We start from the raw sequence: 12,760 nt of genomic DNA, 5'->3' as shown, positions 1-12,760 counted from the left end.
GCAAGTTAAAGCTGATCGGCTTTTACTTGCAGCTTGCAGCCAATAGCTTGCAGCTGGATTAATTCAAATGTTCGACGCGAATCCGTACTACCGGCCCAACCACACCCTGGAGAGCTTCCAGGGACTGGATGGCATCGTTGATGTGCTGCTCGAGCACCCGGTGGGTCAGCAGGATCATCGGCACCTGGCCGTTCTGCTCCTCGACTTCCTTCTGCATGATCGACTCGATGTTGATACCGCGCTCCGACAGGATGCTGGCCACCTGGGCCAACACGCCCGGGTGATCCTTGGCCTGGATGCGCAGGTAGTAGGCGCTTTCGCATGCCTCGATCGGCAGGATCGGGTGGGCCGACAGCGAATCCGGCTGGAAGGCCAGGTGCGGCACGCGGTTTTCCGGGTCGCTGGTCATGGCGCGCACCACGTCCACGAGGTCGGCGATCACCGACGAAGCGGTCGGTTCCATGCCGGCGCCGGCACCGTAGAACAGGGTGGAGCCGGCGGCATCACCGTTGACCATCACGGCGTTCATCACGCCATTGACGTTGGCGATCAGGCGGTCAGCCGGGATCAGCGTCGGGTGCACACGCAACTCGATTCCCGCCGGGGTGCTGCGCGCGACACCGAGGTGCTTGATGCGGTAGCCCAGGGCTTCGGCGTAGTTCACGTCGGCAGTGGTCAGCTTGGTGATGCCTTCGGTGTAGGCCTTGTCGAACTGCAGCGGGATACCAAAGGCGATGGACGCCAGGATGGTCAGCTTGTGCGCCGCGTCGATGCCTTCCACGTCGAATGTCGGGTCGGCTTCGGCGTACCCCAGTGCCTGGGCTTCGGCCAGTACGTCTTCGAAGGTACGGCCCTTCTCGCGCATTTCGGTGAGGATGAAGTTACCGGTGCCGTTGATGATGCCGGCCACCCAGTTGATGCGGTTGGCGGACAGGCCTTCACGGATCGCCTTGATCACCGGGATACCGCCGGCAACCGCGGCCTCGAACGCCACGATCACGCCTTTCTCGCGGGCCTTGGCGAAGATCTCGTTGCCGTGTACGGCGATCAGCGCCTTGTTGGCGGTGACCACGTGCTTGCCGTTTTCGATCGCCTTGAGCACCAGCTCGCGGGCCACGGTGTAACCGCCCACCAGCTCGATGACGATATCGATTTCAGGGTTGGTGGCCACGGCGAAGACATCGTTGGTAATCGCAATACCGGTCGTTTTGAACTGAGGCTTTGGCGAACGCGTGGCAATTTGCGCCACTTCAATCCCACGCCCTGCACGGCGGGAAATTTCTTCAGCATTACGCTGAAGTACGTTGAAGGTGCCGCCACCGACGGTCCCTAACCCACAGATGCCTACTTTGACCGGTTTCACTGAAGAACTCCCCATGAAACGGCCGACGCTAGGTCGGCCGTGAAAAACAGCCGCACAACTGCGGCTTTCAATTAATGGCCCGTCGACTTATCCACGAGCCATGATCGCCAAAGGTTCGACGATGCTGGTTTATTTGGCACCCAGCGCCAGTTTGGCAACTTGTGGTGCCGGCTGGTAGCCCGGAATCACCTGGCCGTCAGCCAAAACGATGGCCGGTGTACCGTTGACGCCGATGGACTGGCCCAGTGCAAATTGCTTCGACACCGGGTTGGCGCACTTGGCGGCCTTGATTTCCTTGCCATCGACCATCTTGTCCATGGCCGCTTTCTTGTCGGCCGAGCACCATACGGCCTGCAACTGCTCGTCGCCTGGCGAACCCAGGCCCTGGCGCGGGAACGCTACGTAGCGGACTTCCACACCCAGCTTGTTCAGCGCAGGCACTTCGGCATGCAACTTGTGGCAGTACGGGCAGGTGGTGTCGGTGAACACGGTGATATGGGTCTTGGTCTCGCCGATAGCCGGGTAAACCACGGTTTCAGCCACCGGGATGCCGTTGATCAGCTTGGACACGCCCAGGCGCTCGGCTTTCTCGGTCAGGTTGACCGGCTTGCCGTCCTTGAGCTGGAACAGGTAGCCCTGGACGATGTACTGACCGTCTGCACTGGCGTACAGCACGCGGCTGCCCTTGAGCTTGACTTCATACAGGCCGGCCATCGGGCTGGCGCTGATGCTTTCGATCGGGGTATCGAGCTGCAGGTTGGCCAGGCTCTTGCGGATGGTCTGCTCGGCCGCGTCATCGGCGACGGCAAAGGTGGAAACCAACGCAATGGCTGCGGCGGCAATAATCTGGGTCAAGCGCATGGAAACTCCTGAAGGCAGATGCAGGGACGGGTGCAGGTACGCCAATACGGAAACACGGGTGCGGGCCGTCCCCTTTGCTAACCGGCAAAGCCTACCACAGTTGGGCCGCAGGGCAGCCCGTGGCGGCATAAATTGGCGGTTTTCAGCCTCGCGGGTGATGCTTGGCATGCATATCCTGCAAGCGCGCACGCGCCACATGGGTGTAGATCTGGGTGGTGGATAAGTCGCTGTGCCCGAGCAGCATTTGCACCACGCGCAAATCCGCACCGTGGTTGAGCAAATGGGTGGCGAATGCATGGCGCAAAGTGTGGGGCGACAGGCTCTTGCCGATCCCCGCGACCTTGGCCTGGTGTTTGATGCGATGCCAGAACGTCTGGCGGGTCATCTGTTCGCCGCGTTGGCTGGGAAACAGCACATCGCTGGGCCGCCCGCCCAGCAGCTCGCTGCGGGCATCGCGCATGTAGCGCTCGACCCACACAATCGCTTCCTCCCCCATCGGCACCAGCCGCTCCTTGCTGCCCTTGCCCATTACCCGCAGCACACCCTGGCGCAGATTGACTTGCTCCAGAGTCAGGCTGATCAGCTCCGTGACCCGCAGGCCACAGGCATACAACACTTCCAGCATGGCGCGGTCACGCTGGCCGATGGCTTCGCTGAGGTCGGGCGCAGCGAGCAAGGCATCGACGTCGGCTTCCGACAGGGATTTGGGCAAGGGCCTGCCCAGTTGCGGCATATCGATTTGCAGGGTCGGATCGAGGGTAATCAGTTTCTCCCTGAGCAAATAGCGATAAAAGCCACGCACACCGGAGAGAAATCGTGCAGTGGAACGGGGTTTGTAGTTCTGCTCCAGACGCCAGGCCAGGTGATCGAGGATCAGCTCGCGGCCGGCATTGATCAGTTCCAGGTGTTTCTCCTGCAGCCAGCCGTTGAACAGCGCCAGGTCGCTGCGGTAGGCCTGGCGGGTGTTATCTGACAGGCCTTTTTCCAGCCATAGGGCATCGAGGAAACGGTCGATCAGGGGGTGGTCGATGGCGGGCATAGGGACTCGAACAGAAAAATGGCGGAATCAGGTAGATCCTATCCCGGACCTCAAATCGCGGGCACAAAAAAGCAGCCCGTAGGCTGCTTTTTTCTGCATCGGGAAGCTGGACTTAAGCCAGTTTTTCCTTGATGCGAGCTGCTTTACCGGACAGGTCACGCAGGTAGTACAGCTTGGCTTTACGTACGTCACCGCGACGCTTGACGGCCATGCTGTCGATTTGCGGGCTGTAGGTCTGGAAAGTACGCTCTACGCCAACACCGTTGGAGATTTTACGAACAGTGAAAGCACTGTTCACACCACGGTTACGCTTGGCGATTACCACGCCTTCGAACGCTTGCAGACGCGAACGGTCGCCTTCCTTCACTTTCACCTGGACGACAATAGTGTCGCCCGGGGCAAAGGTAGGGATCTCTTTGGTCATCTGCTCTGCTTCGAGTGCAAGGATGATTTTGTTAGTCATGCTGTGCTCCTAAGGTAAGTCAATGGACCTACCATCGATACGTTGTTAACTATCGTCCCGCGCGAGGATGTATTCCTCGAGCAGCTTCTTCTCTTCTCCAGAAAGCGAGCGGCTTTCCAGAAGATCGGCGCGTCGTTCATAGGTCCGACCAAGGGACTGCTGTAAACGCCAACGCCGGATGTGTGCGTGATTGCCACTTAGCAATACGTCGGGAACACGCTGATCCGCATACACCTCCGGTCGGGTGTAATGCGGGCAATCCAGCAAACCGTCCGTGAAGGAATCTTCCTCCGCGGAGTCCGCATGCCCTAAAGCTCCAGGCAGCAGTCGTGTAACCGCATCTATCAGGACCATCGCCGGCAGCTCACCGCCAGACAGGACATAGTCCCCAATCGACCACTCTTCATCGACATGAGCCTCAATAAAGCGCTCGTCAATGCCTTCATAGCGACCGGCAATCAGGATCAGTGCTTCCTCATTCGCCAGTTCGCGGACCCCAGCCTGTTTCAGCTGGCGGCCTTGAGGGGACAGGTAAATCACCTTCGCCTTCTCCCCGGCAGCAGCCTTGGCCTGAGCCAACGCGTCTTCCAGGGGCTTGATCTTCATCACCATGCCCGGGCCACCGCCAAATGGGCGATCGTCCACAGTGTGATGTCGATCCGTCGTGTAGTCTCGCGGGTTCCAACAGGTAAGCTGCAACAGCCCCTGTTTCACCGCCCGACTGGTGATGCCGTACTCACTGATGGCGGAAAACATCTCGGGAAACAAACTGATCACTTCAATGCGCAAATTAGCCACGCTTAGAAGTCCGCGTCCCATTCCACCTTCATCTCGCCCGCCGCCAGGTCGACAGCCAACACGCATTGCTCGGTATAGGGCAACAGGCGTTCGCGATCATCCAGGCTGCCAGCGCAAGGCTTGACCACCATTACATCATTGGCGCCGGTTTCCAGAAGATGATCGATTTTCCCGAACAATTGCCCGAGTTGATCAATAACCTTCAGACCTTCCAACTGGTACCAGTAGTACTCGCCGTCGGTCAATTCAGGGAACAGGTTGCGCGGCACGCAGATCTCATAACCGGCCAGAAGACGAGCTTCTTCACGATCATCAAGACCCTTGAGCTTTGCGACCAGGAACTTATCGCTCCCGCGCCCACTGACCAGCTCGACCTGTTTCACACTACCTTCGCGCTTGAGCGTCCAGGTCTTGTACTGCAACAGGTTTTCAGTCGGATCAGTAAAGGAATACACCTTCACTTCGCCGCGAACGCCATGAACAGAATAAATCTTGCCGATAACGATCAAATCATCAGCAACAGTTGGCGTCGCGTTCATATTGCTCAGGCTGCGGCCTTAGCCGAGTCCTTCAACAACTTGGCAACACGCTCAGACGGTTGTGCACCAACGCTCAGCCAGTAGGCTACGCGCTCTTGGTTCACGGACAGGCGGACTTCTTGACCACGAGCGATCGGGTTGAAGAAACCTACTTGTTCCTTGTGAGAGCCGTCACGTGGGTTGCGGCTGTCAGTTACGGTCAAGTGGTAAAACGGGCGCTTTTTGGAGCCGCCAAGGGCAAGACGGATTGTTAGCATGTGAACATCGTTCCTGTAGTCGGTGCTGCAAATCTAAATGCACAGCGGGCATAGGTGCCCGAAAGGCCGCATATTCTAAGGAATATCCGGACTTTTGCAAATGTCTTTTTCTGGCGCCTATCAGCGGGCCATTCAGATCTGCTAGAGAGCCGTCGGTTAAAACGGCAGGTCAGCCCCCGCCAACGGCGGGTTTGCTGGAGATCCCACATCCCTGTGGGTCGGAGCAGGAGTGAACTCCCGCTCGAATACTTTACATTTTCGGCATGCCGCCGCCGGGCAACATACCGCCCATGCCGCGCATCATCTTGGCCATTCCGCCCTTGGCGGAGAATTTCTTCATCATCTTCTGCATCTGCTTGTGCTGCTTGATCAAGCGCCCGATGTCCTGCACCTGGGTGCCGGAACCCATGGCGATCCGACGCTTGCGCGAACCGCTGATCAGCTCAGGGTCGCGGCGCTCGGCCGGGGTCATGGAGTTGATGATGGCTTCCATCTGCTTGAACTGCTTCTCTGCCGCGCCCTGGGCATTGCCCATTTGCGCCAGGTTCACACCGCCGATGTTCGGCAGCTTGTCCATCAGGCCGCCAAGGCCGCCCATGCTCTTCATTTGTTGCAGTTGGTCGCGGAAGTCTTCGAGGTCGAAGCCCTTGCCCTTCTTCAACTTTTTAGCAAGCTTATCGGCTTTGTCCTTGTCGAGCGTCGCTTCAGCCTGTTCGATCAGGCTGAGCACGTCGCCCATGCCGAGGATACGCGAGGCGATACGCTCAGGGTGGAACGGTTCGAGCGCTTCGCTCTTCTCGCCCATACCGATGAACTTGATCGGCTTGCCGGTGATGGCACGCACCGACAGCGCGGCACCGCCACGGGCGTCGCCGTCCACCTTGGTGAGGATCACGCCGGTCAGCGGCAGCGCGTCGCCGAAGGCCTTGGCGGTATTGGCCGCATCCTGGCCGGTCATGGCGTCGACCACGAAAAGCGTCTCGACCGGGTTGATCGCGGCATGCAGCGCCTTGATCTCGCCCATCATCTCTTCATCGATGTGCAGGCGACCGGCGGTATCGACGATGACCACGTCGATGAACTTGAGCCTTGCTTCTTTAATAGCGGCGTTGGCGATGTCGACCGGCTTCTGGCTCAGGTCGGACGGGAAGAAGGTCACGCCCACTTCGCCCGCGAGCATTTCCAGCTGCTTGATGGCCGCCGGACGGTACACGTCGGCCGATACCACCATCACGGACTTCTTCTTGCGCTCTTTAAGGAAGCGCGCCAGCTTGCCGGCGGTGGTGGTCTTGCCCGCACCTTGCAGGCCGGCCATCAACACGACGGCCGGTGGCACGGCACTGAGGTTCAAATCTTCGTTGGCCGCACCCATCAGGCTTTCGAGTTCGGCCTGGACGATCTTCACAAAGGCCTGGCCCGGCGTCAGGCTGCGGGACACTTCAGTGCCCACTGCGCGCTCTTTGACCGAGTTGACGAAGTCCTTCACCACTGGCAAGGCCACGTCGGCTTCCAGCAACGCCATGCGCACTTCGCGCAGGGTGTCTTTAATATTGTCCTCGGTCAGCTTGGCCTTGCCGGTTACATGGCGCAGCGTCTGCGAGAGACGGTCAGTCAAGTTTTCAAACATGCGCGATCCTTTCAGGCCCTAATCATCGAAATGCATTGGTAGACCGAGGTAATGGCAGCCCAGGCTGTGGTAAATCGCTATTAAACACAGCGCTCGGCGAGCCTGCGGCGTGGGCAGATCGCGGATTATAGCGAAGACTGCGTCCATGCACACCCGCTGTCTGGTCCGGGAGTCTTTCGTGGAACGCAGGTGTATGCCAAACTCAGCGCCTTTCGGGCTTGTCTATCAGGATTTATGGTCCCCTTGTCACCCAGTTTGCTACCCAGCCTCGCCGCCGCACTCCTTTATGCCGCTGCGACCCTCTATCAGGGCACTCGTCTTGCCCAAGGCACCAAGGCGGACAAACGCCTGCTGGTCGGCCTGGGCGTCCTCGCCCTGCTGGCCCACGCCGCGAGCCTGTTCACCCACCTGATGACCCCGGTTGGCCTGGGCCTGGACTTTTTCAGCGCCGCCAGCCTGATCGCTGCAGCAGTCATCGCGCTGACATTGCTGGCCTGCTACCGGATCCCCGTCGAGAACCTGCTGGTCCTGCTCTTTCCCCTGGGCGTGCTGACGGTGCTGCTGGCGCAGTTCGCCCCCACCGGCACCGTACAGGTGATTGACGAAGAGCCCGGCATCCTCGCGCATATCCTGTTGTCGATCCTGGCCTATGGCATGTTCACCATCGCGGTGTTCCAGGCCCTGCTCCTGCTGTTGCAGGACCACCAACTCAAGCACAAGCACCCTTCCGGCCTGATCAAGAACTTCCCACCGCTGCAAACCATGGAAAGCCTGCTCTTCGGTTTCCTGTGGGCCGGCTGGACCCTGCTTTCGCTGTCGCTGATCTCCGGCTGGCTGTTCGTCGAAAACCTGTTTGCCCAGCACCTGGTGCACAAGACCCTGCTGGCCTGCCTGGCCTGGATCGTGTTCAGCGTGCTGCTGTGGGGCCGCAACCGCCTCGGCTGGCGCGGGCATAAAGCGATCCGCTGGACCCTGGCCGGTTTCTGCCTGCTGATGCTGGCCTATTTCGGCAGCAAGCTGGTTCGCGAATACATCCTGCATATCTGACGGGCAGCAATCATGGACAACTTGCCCCTGGGGCCGATGCTCGCGGTAATCGCCTTGCTGGTGTTATGGGCCGGGCTGTTTACCGCCATCGAAGCCGCACAACAGCACCTGCTGGCCCTGCGCCCCGGCACTCGCCAGGGAGACAAAGCGGCCGCCCGCCTGAATTTCCCGCGTCACAGCCTGATCCTGTGCAACAGCCTGTGTCGCGCCGCCGTGGTGATTCTCTGCACCCTGCTGGCGATCTATGCTTGGGCACAGAACGGCCCTTGGCTCGGCTGGCTGATGTCCTGTGCACTCCTGCTGGTGCTGGCCGACTACCTGCCGCGCGCCCTGGCCACCCGTTATCCGCAAGCGATCCTGGGCTTTGGCAATACGCTGCTGGGCGTACCGCTGAAAATCCTCTATCCCCTGGCCTGGCTGCTCAACGGCATCAGCCTGCTGTTATTGCGCCCGTTTGCGCGCAAATCCGGGGTGGTTAAAAAGAGCGATGAACCGCTACCCGACCACGATGACGAACCCGAGCCTGATGCCGACGCCGACCGCACCCCCGGCATGCCTGGCATCCACGCGCTGGACAACATCACGGTCAATGACATCCTGGTGCCACGCAGTGAAGTGGACGGCATCAACCTCGACGACTCGATTGAAGACATCATCGAACAACTGCGCACGTCCCCGCGCACCCGCCTGCCGGTGTTCCACAGTGATATCAACCAGGTCCAGGCCGTGCTCAATACCCGCCAGGTCCAGCACCTGCTGCCCGATGCCAGCCTGACCAAGGACGCATTGCTCGCCGCCTGCCACGAACCCTACTTCGTCCCGGAAAGCACCCCACTGCAACTGCAACTGCTGAACTTCCACAAACAGCAGCGGCGCCTGGGCATGGTCGTGGATGAGTACGGCGAAGTGCTGGGCATCGTCACCCTGGAAGACATCCTCGAAGAAATCGTCGGTGAATTCGAAAGTGAGCAAAGCACCGACAACCCGCACATCGAAGCCCAGACCGACGGCCGCTACATCATTGATGGCGCCGCCTCGATCCGCGAACTGAACAAGAGCCTGGGCTGGCACCTGCCCAGCGACGGCCCAAAGACCCTCAACGGCCTGGTGACCGAAGCGCTGGAAACCATTCCGGATTGCGCGGTGTGCCTTAAGATCGGGCGCTATCGCCTGGAAATCCTCGAGACCGAAGACAACCGCGTAGCGAAAGTGCTGATCTGGCACACCAGCCGAGTGCCTGTCGCCGCGTAGCTCTCCTGACAAACCAAAATCCAATGTGGGAGGGGGCTTGCTCCCGATAGCGGTGTGCCATTCACTGCATTCGGGGACTGACCCACTGCCATCGGGAGCAAGCCCCCTCCCACATTTGGATTTGCAGCGTGTCAGCCCCTTGTTGGATCCACACACCCCTTCCTATAATCCCTGCGGCTTACCCAAGCCCCGCCCGACCGCGTGCTACCCGCACTCCGCGCGTCCAGGCTCCGCTGCATCGTGTCTGACCGGTGTTCGCTCCCATCCCGAGCCGCCCCGCGCACTACCCTGATCCAAGGGGGTTCGACCCAATAATAATCCGCGTCCAAACGCGCAACGACTGTCAGGGATAACTCAATGAGCACCACCTATAACGAGGCTGCGACCGCCGCCCCGACCAACTCGACTGCACGAGTCGCCACCGCGAGCATCGTCGGCACCGCCATCGAGTTCTACGACTTCTATATTTACGCCACCGCCGCAGCCCTGGTGATCGGCCCGGTGTTCTTCCCGCAGACCTCCGGCACTGCGCAGATGCTGGCGTCATTCCTGACCTTTGGCATCGCCTTTATCGCGCGTCCGCTGGGCTCGGCATTGTTTGGCCACTTTGGCGACCGTATCGGCCGAAAATCCACGCTGGTGGCCTCGTTGCTGCTAATGGGCGTGTGCACCACGCTGATCGGTTTGCTGCCCGGCTATGACAGCATCGGGGCCTGGGCGCCGATCCTGTTGTGCGTGCTGCGTTTCGGCCAGGGCCTTGGGTTGGGCGGGGAATGGGGCGGCGCCGCCTTGCTGGCCACCGAGAACGCGCCCAAAGGCAAACGCGCCTGGTTCGGCATGTTTCCGCAACTGGGCCCCTCCATCGGGTTCCTGGCCGCCAACGGCCTGTTCCTGATCCTGGCCATGAGCCTCAACGACGAGCAGTTCCGCAGTTGGGGCTGGCGTATTCCGTTCATCCTCAGCGCGGCGCTGGTGATGGTCGGCCTGTATGCACGCTTGAAACTGCACGAAACTCCGGTGTTCGCCAACGCCGTGGCCAAGGAAAAGCCGGTGAAAGTGCCGCTGGTGGAGTTATTCAGCCAGCATTGGCTGCCGGTGCTGCTGGGCGCCGCGTCGATGGTGGTGTGCTACGCGCTGTTTTACATCACCACTGCGTTTTCCCTGAGCTACGGCGTGTCGACCTTGGGCTACAGCCGCGAGACATTCCTTGGGCTGCTGTGCTTTGCCGTATTGTTCATGGGCCTTGCCACGCCTTTGGCCGCCTTGGCCAGTGATCGCTACGGACGCAGGCCGGTGCTGATCGTCGGCGCAATCCTGGCGATCCTGTCCGGCTTCACCATGGAGCCCCTGCTGACCCACGGTTCGACCTGGGCCGTGGCATTGTTCCTGGCGCTGGAGCTGTTCCTGATGGGCGTAACCTTCGCGCCGATGGGCGCCATGCTGCCGGAACTGTTCCCGACCCGCGTGCGTTATACCGGTGCTTCGGCAGCGTATAACCTGGGTGGGATTGTGGGCGCTTCGGCTGCACCGTTCTTCGCGACCAAGCTGGTGGCGATGGGTGGGCTGAGTTATGTCGGTGGGTATGTGTCGGCGGCAGCGTTGCTCAGCTTGATTGCTGTGCTGTGCCTGAAAGAGACGCGGGATAACGATTTGAACAAGGTCGTCTGATAAACAGCTATCGGGAGCAAGCCCCCTCCCACATTTTGACCGCATTTCTACTGGAACAATGCGATCAAAATGTGGAAGGGGGCTTGCTCCCGATGCTTTAAAGCTCTACCACAACCGCCTGGGAAGCACGGGTCGCCTTGGCCCGAGCCGCTTCAATCGATTCATCCCGCGCCAACGCCACGCCCATGCGGCGCTGGCCATTCACTTCTGGCTTACCAAACAGACGCAACGCCGTGTCCGGCTCGCTCAGTGCAGCGCCGAGGTTGGCAAACGCGGTCTGGGTCGACTGCCCTTCCACCAGAATCACCGCCGACGCCGAAGGCCCGAACTGACGGATCAACGGGATTGGCAAGCCCAGGATGGCACGCGCATGCAGGGCAAACTGCGACAGGTCCTGGGAAATCAACGTCACCAAACCCGTGTCGTGCGGGCGTGGCGACACTTCGCTGAACCACACCTGATCACCCTTGATGAACAGTTCCACGCCAAACAGACCACGGCCACCCAAGGCTTCGGTCACGGCTTTGGCGACGCGCTCGGACTCTGCCAGCGCAACCGGGCTCATGGCCTGTGGCTGCCAGGATTCCTGATAGTCGCCTTTCTCCTGACGGTGGCCGACCGGCGCGCAGAAGGTGGTGCCGCCGATGTGGCGCACGGTCAGCAGGGTGATTTCGTAGTCGAAGTCGATAAAACCTTCGATGATCACTCGGCCCTTGCCTGCACGTCCGCCTTCCTGGGCGTAATCCCAGGCTTTGCGCACGTCGTCAGCGGTGCGCAGCAGGCTCTGGCCCTTGCCCGACGAACTCATCACCGGCTTGACCACGCAGGGGAAACCCAGGTCCTGGACGGCCTTGCTGTAGTCCTCGAAGGTGTCGGCGAAATGGTACGGCGAGGTCGGCAGGTCCAGTTCTTCGGCGGCCAGGCGACGGATGCCTTCACGGTTCATGGTCAGCGACGTGGCGCGCGCAGTCGGGATCACGGTGAAGCCTTCGGCTTCCAGCTCAACCAGCGTCGCGGTGGCAATGGCTTCGATTTCCGGCACGATGAAGTGCGGTTTTTCCGCTTCGATCACCGCACGCAGGGCGGCGCCGTCGAGCATGTTGATCACATGGCTGCGATGGGCAACCTGCATGGCCGGCGCATTGGCGTAGCGATCCACGGCAATCACTTCAACGCCCAGGCGTTGCAGTTCAATCACCACTTCCTTGCCCAGCTCACCGCAGCCACACAGCAAAACGCGGGTCGCGGTTGGCGACAATGGAGTTCCGATTCGGGTCATCTCAGGTCCTCAGGGGAGCGGATCATGGGGAGAAAGGCCGGCATTTTACATGAACTGTAAAAATTGGCCTCAGTTGGCGACGGCCCGCTTGCGGATGCGCCAGGCCATGATCAGCCACACCGCCGTGACCCCGGCGAACTTCGACGCCAAGGCGGTGCCCACCACGGCAGGGGTGAGCGCACCGATCAGGCCGAAAAAGATAAAGGTATCAAGGGGAATGCTCAGCGCCGAACTTATCCACAGGCGGTCGTGGAGCGGGCGCTTGGTGATGCTGAACACCAGCCAGTCAATGCATTCCGACACCGCGAATGCCGTGGCGCTGGCCAGGGCGATGGACGGGTCCGAAGTGATATACGACAACACCAGCGCCGCCAGCATGGCGATGATCGCCCCGTGGCCGAAGCGGGTTTGCACCATGTCGCGCAGAATAAACACCAGGCCGCCCCAGGCCGACCAGATGACGTCCAGGTGCGGGGCAGTGGAGAAGGCGAAGTTGATCAGCACGACGCTGCTGATGTAGGCGATCAGGAAGAGCATGGGGCGAGGGACCTGTGAACAAGGGGCACAG

At 60.5% G+C, this 12,760-nt stretch carries 13 protein-coding genes; 3 read left to right on the top strand and 10 right to left on the bottom strand.

Going from position 1 to position 12,760, the window contains the following annotated elements; all coding sequences use genetic code 11:
* Nucleotides 1–58: 58 nt before the first annotated feature.
* From V3W40_RS24110 to ffh, 8 genes are all read right to left on the bottom strand, one after another.
* The gene (locus tag V3W40_RS24110) at nt 59–1,363 is read right to left on the bottom strand and encodes a homoserine dehydrogenase (protein WP_330215763.1); all 1,305 of its coding nucleotides are present in this window, start codon (nt 1,361–1,363) and stop codon (nt 59–61) included.
* 129 nt (nt 1,364–1,492) lie between these two features.
* A complete protein-coding gene (locus tag V3W40_RS24105; RefSeq protein WP_027605460.1) occupies nt 1,493–2,224 on the bottom strand; it encodes a thioredoxin fold domain-containing protein in 732 nt (243 codons plus the stop codon).
* A gap of 142 nt (nt 2,225–2,366) precedes the next feature.
* Entirely contained in the window at nt 2,367–3,263 is an 897-nt protein-coding gene (xerD, locus tag V3W40_RS24100) for a site-specific tyrosine recombinase XerD (protein WP_065924830.1), read from the bottom strand.
* Nucleotides 3,264–3,375: 112 nt separating this feature from the next.
* Nucleotides 3,376–3,726 carry a 50S ribosomal protein L19 gene (gene rplS, locus V3W40_RS24095; protein WP_003175895.1) on the bottom strand — a complete coding sequence of 117 codons (351 nt, stop codon included), beginning with the start codon at nt 3,724–3,726 and terminating at the stop codon, nt 3,376–3,378.
* 45 nt (nt 3,727–3,771) lie between these two features.
* On the bottom strand, nt 3,772–4,545 hold the full coding sequence (gene trmD / locus V3W40_RS24090) for a tRNA (guanosine(37)-N1)-methyltransferase TrmD (protein WP_173390389.1): 774 nt from the start codon (nt 4,543–4,545) through the stop codon (nt 3,772–3,774).
* Entirely contained in the window at nt 4,527–5,063 is a 537-nt protein-coding gene (gene rimM, locus V3W40_RS24085; RefSeq protein ID WP_027605457.1) for a ribosome maturation factor RimM, read from the bottom strand. The genes trmD and rimM overlap by 19 nt, the downstream gene beginning before the upstream one ends.
* Before the next feature lie 5 nt (nt 5,064–5,068).
* Nucleotides 5,069–5,320 carry a 30S ribosomal protein S16 gene (gene rpsP, locus V3W40_RS24080; protein WP_003238923.1) on the bottom strand — a complete coding sequence of 84 codons (252 nt, stop codon included), beginning with the start codon at nt 5,318–5,320 and terminating at the stop codon, nt 5,069–5,071.
* A gap of 250 nt (nt 5,321–5,570) precedes the next feature.
* The gene (gene ffh / locus V3W40_RS24075; RefSeq protein ID WP_065924831.1) at nt 5,571–6,947 is read right to left on the bottom strand and encodes a signal recognition particle protein; all 1,377 of its coding nucleotides are present in this window, start codon (nt 6,945–6,947) and stop codon (nt 5,571–5,573) included.
* Between the two features lie 234 nt (nt 6,948–7,181).
* Between ffh and V3W40_RS24070 the strand changes: the two genes are divergently transcribed.
* From V3W40_RS24070 to V3W40_RS24060, 3 genes are all read left to right on the top strand, one after another.
* Entirely contained in the window at nt 7,182–7,994 is an 813-nt protein-coding gene (locus V3W40_RS24070; RefSeq protein WP_065924832.1) for a cytochrome C assembly family protein, read from the top strand.
* Between the two features lie 12 nt (nt 7,995–8,006).
* Nucleotides 8,007–9,245 carry a transporter associated domain-containing protein gene (locus V3W40_RS24065; protein WP_065924833.1) on the top strand — a complete coding sequence of 413 codons (1,239 nt, stop codon included), beginning with the start codon at nt 8,007–8,009 and terminating at the stop codon, nt 9,243–9,245.
* A gap of 357 nt (nt 9,246–9,602) precedes the next feature.
* Complete coding sequence (locus V3W40_RS24060) at nt 9,603–10,913, top strand: MFS transporter (RefSeq protein WP_065924834.1); 1,311 nt, start codon at nt 9,603–9,605, stop codon at nt 10,911–10,913.
* A gap of 97 nt (nt 10,914–11,010) precedes the next feature.
* On the opposite strand, the gene purT is transcribed toward V3W40_RS24060, so the two are convergent.
* Entirely contained in the window at nt 11,011–12,192 is a 1,182-nt protein-coding gene (purT, locus tag V3W40_RS24055) for a formate-dependent phosphoribosylglycinamide formyltransferase (RefSeq protein ID WP_330215762.1), read from the bottom strand.
* A 69-nt stretch (nt 12,193–12,261) separates the two neighbouring features.
* Entirely contained in the window at nt 12,262–12,729 is a 468-nt protein-coding gene (locus V3W40_RS24050; RefSeq protein WP_065924836.1) for a VUT family protein, read from the bottom strand.
* Nucleotides 12,730–12,760: the final 31 nt, after the last annotated feature.

It is taken from the genome of Pseudomonas sp. AM8 (assembly GCF_036346475.1).
GTDB classification, from domain to species: Bacteria; Pseudomonadota; Gammaproteobacteria; order Pseudomonadales; family Pseudomonadaceae; genus Aquipseudomonas; species Aquipseudomonas marginalis.
Note: the sequence above shows the minus strand (reverse complement) of the source record. Positions and strands in the feature narration are given on the sequence as shown.